This window comes from Pseudomonas boreofloridensis (genome assembly GCF_030580795.1).
GTDB classification, from domain to species: Bacteria; Pseudomonadota; Gammaproteobacteria; order Pseudomonadales; family Pseudomonadaceae; genus Aquipseudomonas; species Aquipseudomonas boreofloridensis.
Genome location: NZ_JAUQOQ010000012.1, coordinates 143,697 through 152,585 on the forward strand (window position 1 = coordinate 143,697; position 8,889 = coordinate 152,585).

General features: G+C 63.0%; 9 protein-coding genes. 4 read left to right on the forward strand and 5 right to left on the reverse strand.

Annotation, left to right across the window (positions count from 1 at the left end):
* Positions 1-135: 135 nt before the first annotated feature.
* The gene (locus Q6A47_RS15885) at positions 136-879 is read left to right on the forward strand and encodes a tetratricopeptide repeat protein (RefSeq protein ID WP_304484763.1); all 744 of its coding nucleotides are present in this window, start codon (positions 136-138) and stop codon (positions 877-879) included.
* A 31-nt stretch (positions 880-910) separates the two neighbouring features.
* Here Q6A47_RS15885 and Q6A47_RS15890 read toward each other — a convergent pair whose 3' ends face one another.
* The 5 genes from Q6A47_RS15890 to Q6A47_RS15910 all read right to left on the reverse strand — a co-directional run bounded on the left by Q6A47_RS15890 (position 911) and on the right by Q6A47_RS15910 (position 5,974).
* A complete protein-coding gene (locus tag Q6A47_RS15890) occupies positions 911-2,074 on the reverse strand; it encodes a type III PLP-dependent enzyme (protein WP_039575523.1) in 1,164 nt (387 codons plus the stop codon).
* 457 nt (positions 2,075-2,531) lie between these two features.
* On the reverse strand, positions 2,532-3,689 hold the full coding sequence (locus tag Q6A47_RS15895) for an osmoprotectant ABC transporter ATP-binding protein OsmV (RefSeq protein WP_039575526.1): 1,158 nt from the start codon (positions 3,687-3,689) through the stop codon (positions 2,532-2,534).
* Complete coding sequence (locus Q6A47_RS15900; protein WP_029613632.1) at positions 3,686-4,339, reverse strand: ABC transporter permease; 654 nt, start codon at positions 4,337-4,339, stop codon at positions 3,686-3,688. The genes Q6A47_RS15895 and Q6A47_RS15900 overlap by 4 nt, the downstream gene beginning before the upstream one ends.
* Positions 4,336-5,247, reverse strand: coding sequence for a glycine betaine ABC transporter substrate-binding protein (locus Q6A47_RS15905; protein ID WP_029613631.1), 912 nt, complete (start codon positions 5,245-5,247; stop codon positions 4,336-4,338). Before Q6A47_RS15905 ends, Q6A47_RS15900 begins: the two co-directional genes overlap by 4 nt.
* Before the next feature lie 13 nt (positions 5,248-5,260).
* Complete coding sequence (locus Q6A47_RS15910; RefSeq protein ID WP_304484764.1) at positions 5,261-5,974, reverse strand: ABC transporter permease; 714 nt, start codon at positions 5,972-5,974, stop codon at positions 5,261-5,263.
* A 419-nt stretch (positions 5,975-6,393) separates the two neighbouring features.
* On the opposite strand from Q6A47_RS15910, the gene Q6A47_RS15915 reads away from it, so the two are divergent.
* The 3 genes from Q6A47_RS15915 (at position 6,394) to Q6A47_RS15925 (ending at position 8,756) form a co-directional block, all read left to right on the forward strand.
* A complete protein-coding gene (locus tag Q6A47_RS15915) occupies positions 6,394-6,723 on the forward strand; it encodes a type II toxin-antitoxin system RelE/ParE family toxin (protein ID WP_304484765.1) in 330 nt (109 codons plus the stop codon).
* Between the two features lie 5 nt (positions 6,724-6,728).
* Positions 6,729-7,058 (forward strand): helix-turn-helix domain-containing protein, encoded by a 330-nt coding sequence (locus Q6A47_RS15920; protein WP_029613629.1) that lies wholly within the window; start codon positions 6,729-6,731, stop codon positions 7,056-7,058.
* A gap of 114 nt (positions 7,059-7,172) precedes the next feature.
* A complete protein-coding gene (locus Q6A47_RS15925; RefSeq protein ID WP_039575533.1) occupies positions 7,173-8,756 on the forward strand; it encodes a peptide chain release factor 3 in 1,584 nt (527 codons plus the stop codon).
* The last annotated feature ends 133 nt before the right edge of the window (positions 8,757-8,889 follow it).

Below are 8,889 nucleotides of genomic sequence, written 5' to 3' on the forward strand. Positions count from 1 at the left end.
TTGGTTAGCATTTGCGAGCCGGTACACGTGCCTTCTGCGAGTGATCGAACCGTGCGCTCGTCCCGCCATCCTTGCCCGCACTGAAACCGACTCCCTATGATGGAGGCCTTTTGCGATTTCACAGGTCACCGTCCCATGCTTGCCTCCACCTCGGAACGCTTCGATGCCGATCAGTTGGCGTCGATGCTCGACCATCAACCTGGCCAAGCCGCCAAGGCGATTCTCGCCGCCGCCGGGCAGGGCGTGGTCGAGGCGCAGGCGCTGCTGGGGCAGATCCTGCTGGACGGGCGCGGCATTGAGCAGGACGAGCGTCTGGCCCGCCATTGGCTGGCGGTGGCAGCCCAGGCCGGCAATGCCAAGGCGCACAATCTGCTGGGCCGCTGCCTGGAGCATGGCTGGGGCGGCGAGGTGGCGCTGAGCCAGGCCGCGATCCACTATGCCCAGGCCGCCGATGCGGGCTCAGGCTGGGGCCTGTACAACTTGGGCAATCTGTTGGCGACCGGACGTGGCTTGCCCGCCGATCAGGGGCTGGCACTGACCTGCTATGAGAAGGCCGCGCAGATGGGCCATGCCAAGTCGATGAACCTGTACGGGCGTTATCTGGAACAGGGCATCGCGATCACGGCGAGTCCGTTGCGGGCGGCGCGCTGGTATCGGCGGGCGGCCGAAGCGGGAGATTTTCGCGGCATGTTCAGTCTGGCGCTGGTGTTGGCGTCACGCGGGCAGATGAGCGAGGCGGCGCAGTGGTTCGAGCAGGCGCGACAGCAGGGGCCTGTGGACTTCCTGCGCAGTGCGCTGGCGACCTTGCAGGACGCCGGGCCGACACTGACCAGCTTTGCGGCGCGCTACGCCGAGGCGATCGAGCGCTGCGAGGGGTGAGATCGGGGCCGCCAGGCGGCCCCGGACCTGATTACAGGTAGTACGCCTTCAGCGGTGGGAAACCGTTGAATTCCACTGCGCTGTAGCTGGTGGTGTAGGCGCCTGTGGACAGCCAGTACAGGCGGTCGCCGATGGCCAGGTTCAGCGGCAGGCCGTACTTGTAGTTCTCGTACATGATGTCGGCGCTGTCGCAGGTCGGGCCGGCGATCACCACTTCCTCGGTCTCGCCTTTCTTCTCGGTCCAGATCGGGAACTTGATGGCTTCGTCCATGGTTTCGATCAAGCCGGAGAACTTGCCCACGTCGGTGTAGATCCAGCGCTCCACGGCGGTACGCGACTTGCGCGCCACCAGCACCACTTCGCTGACCAGGATGCCGGCGTTGGCGATCAGCGAGCGGCCCGGCTCAAGGATGATTTCCGGCAGGTCGTCACCGAAGTCTTCCTTGAGGAAGCGGATGATTTCCTCGGCGTAGGTTTCCAGGCTGTTGGTGCGGGTGATGTAGTTGGCCGGGAAGCCGCCGCCCATGTTGATCAGCTTCAGTTCGATGCCGTCTTCTTCTTTCAGGCGTTCGAAGATCACCTTGACCTTGGCGATGGCCGCATCCCATACGCTGATGTCGCGCTGCTGGGAGCCGACGTGGAAGGAGATGCCGTAGGGCACCAGGCCCAGGTCGCGGGCCAGGATCAGCAGGTCCATGGCCATGTCGGTCTGGCAGCCGAACTTGCGCGACAGCGGCCAGTCGGCGGTGGTCGAGCCTTCGGTGAGAATACGCACGTACACCTTCGAGCCGGGCGCGGCCTTGGCGATGTTGCGCAGGTCGGCTTCGGAGTCGGTGGCGTAGAGGCGCACGCCCTTTTCAAAGAAATAGCGGATGTCCTTGGACTTCTTGATGGTGTTGCCGTAGCTGATGCGATCGGCGCTGACACCGCGCTCCATCACCTTGTCCAGTTCGTAGATCGAGGCGATGTCGAAGTTCGAACCCTTGTCCTTGAGCAGGTCGATGATCTCGACGGCCGGGTTGGCCTTGACTGCGTAGTAGACCTTGGCGAATTCGAAGCCCGCGCGCAGGTCGTCATAGGCCTGGCTGATCATCTGCGTATCGATGAGTACGAACGGGGTTTCCTGCTTGTCGGCGAACGCCTTCATTTTCTGGAAGGTGTCGCGTGCGAAATAGTCTTCGACCTGGATCGACATACTCAGGGACTCCATGGGCAAACTGAAAGAATAAGTGGCTGCAAACTGAACGTCCTCCGTATCCCCACTTTGGTTCGCCTACTCAGTACTTGAGCCGGATGGATCGTTTCCAGCATGGACGTTCGGCGCGCACTGTAGGGCGTGAGAAAGGTGGAATCAACCCGCGATCCGCGCCTGTTCGTCACCGTTCGACGCGCAACCGGTGGAATTAACGACCCTTGTGGCCGGTTGATGTTCCCGTGGACGATCCAGGCGTAAAAAATTGTGGAATGGAGTGGGTCGGCACCTTTGCAGGTGATGCCCTGCTTACAGGCATGGCGGAGGTAGACAGGGCACTCGGTCCGCTGACAGGCGGGCCCGAGTGTTCATATTTATGGCCACCCGGAACAGGTACGGCCGTACCCGTCCGGGACCATAAATTTTTTGTTACCGAAGTGAAAATCGACTGGGCTGCCGCTCAGGAGGCGGCAACCTCGGCCGGTGAGACGATGCTGGTCTTGGCACCGCGTGAGCGACCCGAGCTCAGGTAGGCCGCGATCGACTCCTGGGTGACCTCGCCGAGGAACACCTGCTCGGCATCGAGCACCGGCAGCCAGGCGCGGTTGAACTCGTACATGCGCGACAGCAGGATGCGCAGGTGCTCGTCATGGGCGGCGGTGGCGTTGAACTGACGCAGGAAGTCGGCGCACGTGCCCTGCTGGCGGTGCATGTCGCGGCGGCGTACGTAGCCCAGGGCCTTGTTCGTCGCGTCGGTCACCACCACATAGCGGCGGTCGTGCTCGTCGAGCAACTCCAGCGCTTCGGCCACCGGCGTCTCGGGGCTGACCGACGGTGCGTTGTCCGCGGCATCCTCGGCGCGCACCAGCAACAGGCGCTTGAGTGTGCTGTCCTGGCCGACGAAGCTGCTGACGAAGTCGTCCACCGGATGCGCCAGCAGGGTGTCCGGATGGTCCAGTTGCAGCAGCTTGCCGGCGCGGAAGATGGCGATCTTGTCGGCCAGCTTGATGGCTTCGTCGATGTCGTGGCTGACCATGATCACGGTCTTGTTCAGCGCCCGCTGCATCTCGAAGAATTCGTTCTGGATCATCTCGCGGTTGATCGGGTCGACCGCACCGAACGGCTCGTCCATCAACAGCACCGGCGCATCGGCCGCCAGGGCGCGGATCACGCCGATCCGCTGCTGCTGCCCGCCGGACAGCTCGCGTGGGTAGCGCTGCAGGTACTGCTTGGGTTCGAGCTTGATCATGCTCATCAGCTCGCGCGCCCGGTCGTGGCAACGTTGCTTGTCCCAGCCGAGCAGACGCGGCACCACGGTGATGTTTTCCTCGATGGTCATGTTGGGGAACAGGCCGATCTGCTGGATTACATAACCGATGTGGCGGCGCAGGGTGACCTCGTCGAGGCCGCTGGTGTCCTCGCCGTTGATGAAGACCTGGCCGGAGGTCGGGGTGATCAGGCGATTGATCATTTTCAGCGTGGTGCTCTTGCCGCAGCCCGAGGGACCGAGGAAGACGCAGATTTCGCCTTCGTTGACGGTCAGGCTGACCGAGTCCACGGCTTTGACGTCCTTGCCGTTGACGTCGAAGGTCTTGCTGAGGTTCTTCAATTCGATCATGGGCGCAGTCCTTCTGGAGTCAGGGCACGTTGCAGGGTTTGCAGAAGCAGGTCGGCGACGATCGCTAGCAGGCTGACCAGCACGGCGCCGACCAGCAGCATCGACATGTCGCTGCGGCTGATGGAGGTCAGGATGAGTACGCCCAGGCCCCCCGCACCGATGGTGGCGGCGATGGTCATCACGCCGATGTTCATCACCACGGCGGTACGCACGCCGGCGAGAATCACCGGCACGGCGATGGGCAATTCGACCATGCGCAGGCGCTGGCCGAAGGTCATGCCGATGCCGCGCGCGGCCTCGCGGATGCCGGGTTCCACGTTGGTCAGGGCCAGGTAGGTGTTGCGCAGGATCGGCAGCAGCGAATAGAGGAACACGGCGGTGATCGCCGGCAGCGGCCCCAGGCCCTGGCCGAATTTGGAGTAGAACGGCAGCAGCAGGCCGAACAGGGCGATGGAGGGGATGGTCAGCAGCACCGTGGCGCTGGCTTGCAGCGGCCCGGCCAGGACCGGAAAGCGGGTCATCAGGACGCCCAGCGGCACGCCGATGACGATGGCCAGGCCCACGGCGATGCCCACCAGCATGATGTGCTGCCAGGTCAGTTGCAGGACCAATGCCCAGTCGAGGTGGGCGAAGGTGTCGAGCAGGCTCATGGGGTCACCTCGTGCAGGTCATGATCACGCAGAAAGGTGGCCGCGACCGAGGACGGGCTCTGGTGCTGGACATCGACCTTGGCATTGAGCTGGCGCATGGTTTCGTCGTCCAGGGCATCGGCCAGCGGCACGAGCAGGTCGGCCAGTTGCGGATGGGCGTCGAGCACGGCCTTGCGAACCACGGGGCCGGCGGTGTAGTCCGGGAAGTAGTGCTTGTCGTCCTCCAGCAGCGTCAGCTCGAAGGCGTTGAGGCGACCGTCGGTGGTGTAGACCAGGCCGGCGAACACCTGGTCGTTGCGCAGAGCGGTGTACACCAGCCCGGCGTCCATCTGGCGGATGTTGGCGCGGCCCAGTTGCATGCCGTAGCGCTGCTGGAGGCCGTCCAGGCCATCCGGGCGATTGGCGAACTCGGTGTCGAGGGCGACCAGGTGCTTACGCGCCTGTTCATCCTGCAGCACCTGATTCAACTGACTGATGGTGCGCACCTGCGGATAGGCCTTGGCCACCGCGCTGGGCAAGGCCAGGGCATAGGTGTTGCTGAACTTGGACGGTTTGAGCCAGACCAGGCCTTTCTTCGCGTCCAGTTCCTTGACCTTGGCGTAGGTGGCCTCGGCGCTGGGCATGCGTTCCTGAATGTGGTTGTAGGAGACCAGCGACACGCCGGTGTATTCCCACATCAGGTCCAGTTGGCCGGTTTCCTGGGCCTGGCGCGCCAGGCTGCTGCCCAGACCGCCAGTGACGCGCACGTCGAAGCCGTTGGCACGCAGGTACTGGGCAGTGATTTCGGCGAGCACGGTCTGCTCGGTGAAGACCCGCGCACCGATGCGGATCAGGGGTTTTTCCGCCGCCTGGGCAACACCTGCCAACAGCAGGCCCGCGCCCAGGAGCAAGGCGATAGCTTTCTTCATGGATTGCCTCTTCTTAATGGGCCAGGCCGCGTTCCAGCCAGCGTTTGCTGGAGGCACTCACCAGCGCGTCGAGCAGCAGTGCCAGCAAGGCCGTGCAGGCCGCGCCGAGCAGTAGCTGTGGCTGATTGTTCAGGGCGATGCCGGGGAAGATCAGGCTGCCCAGGCTGTTGGCGCCGATCAGGAAGGCCAGTGGCGCGGTGCCGACATTGAGCGCCAGGGCTACGCGCACGCCGCCGACGATGATCGGCACGGCGTTGGGCAACTCGACCTGCCACAGTTGCTGGCGTGGAGTCATGCCGATGCCGGTGGCGGCTTCCTTGAGCGAGGCGGGGACGTTCTTGAGGCCTTCGTAGGTGTTGCGCACGATCGGCAGGAGGGAGGCGAGGAACAGGGCGAAGATCGCAGGGCCTGCGCCGATGCCCAGAACGCTGAGGGCGATGGCCAGTACGGCCAGGGGAGGGATGGTGTTGCCAATATTGAAGAACTGCATGAAGCGCTCGGCTTTGTCGACCCGGTGCGGTCGACTCAAGGCAATGCCGGCGGGGATGCCCACGGCCAGTGCCGCCGCCATCGAAGCCAGCACCAACTCTAGGTGCGCTTGCAGGTAGAACGTCAGATCGTCGCGATAGCGCGCGATCGTGTCGAGGCCGATCCAGTGGATCAGCAGGGCCAGGATGACGAGCACGGTGGCCCATCCCAACAGCCCTATTCCGTAGCGTTTCGCCACAGGTGGACTCCTTTTTGTCGTCGGCGAGCACACTTCTTCTTGGCCGACCCGTGCAGGTGGCGGTGGTGTGTTCGCGAGTAGCAGCGCGGCGCCTGCCAAGCTGGGCGTTCACGCCATGAGTCGAGCCCCGTCAGGCTCGTGGATGCTGGTGTAACCAGCCCTGGAACCGAAGCGGGTTGCAGGGGAGTGGACGTCTCCGGGGGGACAAAGGTTCCCATGGGTAGAGGCGTTTGGCCAGTGTTAATCACTGGTCTAGTCGATTTTTCCTTCAGGAGAACAGTGGATTTCCTGCTGAAAGGCGTTGATTTACCTGCTATCGGGCAACGAGTTGCAGCGGCAGTCTTTCTCACGAGACGGATTGATAATTCTCTTGAGAGAATATTCCCTTGGAGGTATTTTTTGCCGTGTGGTGTGTGGTGATGTGTTCGGAATTCATAGGTGAGTTCGAGCACTTGGGTGGAGAGGTTCAGGATGAGCTTTTGGCGCAGCTCTATCTTCTACAACTCTATGGTCCAGCGTTGGGAAGGCCTCGCGTGGACACATTGAAAGGTTCCAGGCATTCGAATATGAAAGCGTTGCGCTTCAGCGCTGATGGCGGAGTTTGGCGAGTCGCATTCGCTTTCGACAAAGCACGTCGTGCGCTTCTTTTAGTGGCGGGCGATAAGTCGGGCGTTCAGGAGCGGAGATTTTATCGGAACCTGATTCAGCGCGCTGACGAACGCTTTGATCGGCATTTATCCAGAGGTTGAAAACCATGTCCAAGACACTGGTCGAGCTTATGAACGAGCTGTCCCCCGAGCGCAGAGCGAAGATAGAGACACGCGGTCGTGAGCTCATCCGTGAAGAAGTCACGCTTCAAGCGCTTCGTAAGCAGCTTGAGATTACCCAGGAAGAGATGGCCGCTCGTCTGGAGGTGGGGCAGGGGAACGTTTCCAAGGTGGAGAATCGCAATGACATGCTGATCTCTACCCTGCGCGCCTATCTGGAAGCCATGGGCGGCAGGCTGGAGTTGGTCGCGCATCTGCCGGGGCGCGCGCCAGTTACGATCGACGGGTTGGCGGGCGATTGGGCGTCACGCCTTTGATCTCTTAGCGATACGGGACCATTCCAGCGACCTGCGGCCGAGCGCACTTTGGTCTGGCGTGCGACTTCAGGTATGATATCGCCCCTTTTTCGATCCCCATTCAGGCGATTTCCCATGACCCATCAGGCCGCCGAAGTCGCGAAGCGCCGCACTTTCGCAATCATTTCCCACCCCGACGCCGGTAAGACCACCATCACCGAGAAGCTGTTGCTGATGGGCAAGGCCATTTCCGTCGCCGGTACCGTGAAGTCGCGCAAGTCCGACCGCCACGCCACCTCCGACTGGATGGAAATGGAGAAGCAGCGCGGCATCTCCATCACCACCTCGGTGATGCAGTTCCCGTACCGCGAGCACATGGTCAACCTGCTCGACACCCCCGGCCACGAAGACTTCTCCGAAGACACCTACCGCACCCTGACGGCGGTGGACTCGGCGCTGATGGTGCTCGACGGCGGTAAGGGCGTCGAGCCGCGGACCATCGCCCTGATGGACGTCTGCCGTCTGCGCGACACGCCGATCGTCAGCTTCATCAACAAACTCGACCGCGACATCCGCGATCCGATCGAACTGCTCGACGAGATCGAGGCCGTGCTGAAGATCAAGGCGGCGCCCATCACCTGGCCGATTGGCTGCTACCGCGATTTCAAAGGCGTGTATCACCTGACCGGCGACTACATCGTGGTCTACACCCCCGGGCACGGTCATGAGCGCACCGAGGCCAAGATCATCGAGAAACTGGACTCGGACGAAGCCCGCGCCCACCTGGGCGATCAGTACGATTCGTTCGTGGAGCAACTGGAGCTGGTACAGGGCGCCTGCCACGAATTCAACCAGGACGAGTTCATCAACGGCCAACTCACCCCGGTGTTCTTCGGCACCGCGCTGGGCAACTTTGGCGTCGATCACGTGCTCGACGCCGTGGTCGACTGGGCGCCACGGCCACTGGCACGGGTCGCCCACGAGCGCACCGTGGAGCCTGTGGAGGAGAAGTTCACCGGCTTCGTGTTCAAGATCCAGGCGAACATGGACCCCAAGCACCGCGACCGTATCGCGTTCATGCGCATTTGCTCGGGCAAGTACGAGAAGGGCATGAAGATGCGTCATGTGCGCCTGGGCAAGGATTTGCGCATCGGCGATGCACTGACCTTCTTCTCCTCCGAGCGCGAGCAACTGGAAGAAGCGTACGCCGGCGACATCATCGGCCTGCACAACCACGGCACCATCCAGATCGGCGACACCTTCAGTGAGGGCGAGGTGCTCGGTTTCACCGGCATTCCGCACTTCGCGCCGGAACTGTTCCGTCGTGTGCGCCTGAAAGATCCGCTGAAGTCCAAGCAACTGCGTCAGGGCCTGCAGCAATTGGCCGAAGAGGGCGCGACCCAGGTGTTCTTCCCTGAGCGCAGTAACGACATCATTCTGGGCGCCGTGGGTGTGCTGCAGTTCGATGTGGTCGCCAGCCGCCTGAAGGAGGAATACAAGGTGGAGTGCGCCTACGAGCCGATCACCGTGTGGTCGGCCCGCTGGATCGCCTGTGACGACAAGAAGAAGCTCGAGGAATTCCAGAACAAGGCCGTGGAAAACCTGGCCATCGACGGTGGCGGCCACCTGACCTACCTGGCGCCCACCCGAGTCAACCTGGCGCTGATGGAAGAGCGCTGGCCAGACATCCAGTTCCGCGCTACGCGTGAGCACCACTGAGTCGGGGGGGGGGGGGGGGGGGGGGGGGGGGGGGGGGGGGGGGGGGGGGCGGCGGGCGGGGGGGGGGGGGGGCGCGTTTAGCTCTAAGGGCTGGGCGGGGGGGGGTGGGGGGGGGGGGGGGGGGGGGGGGGGG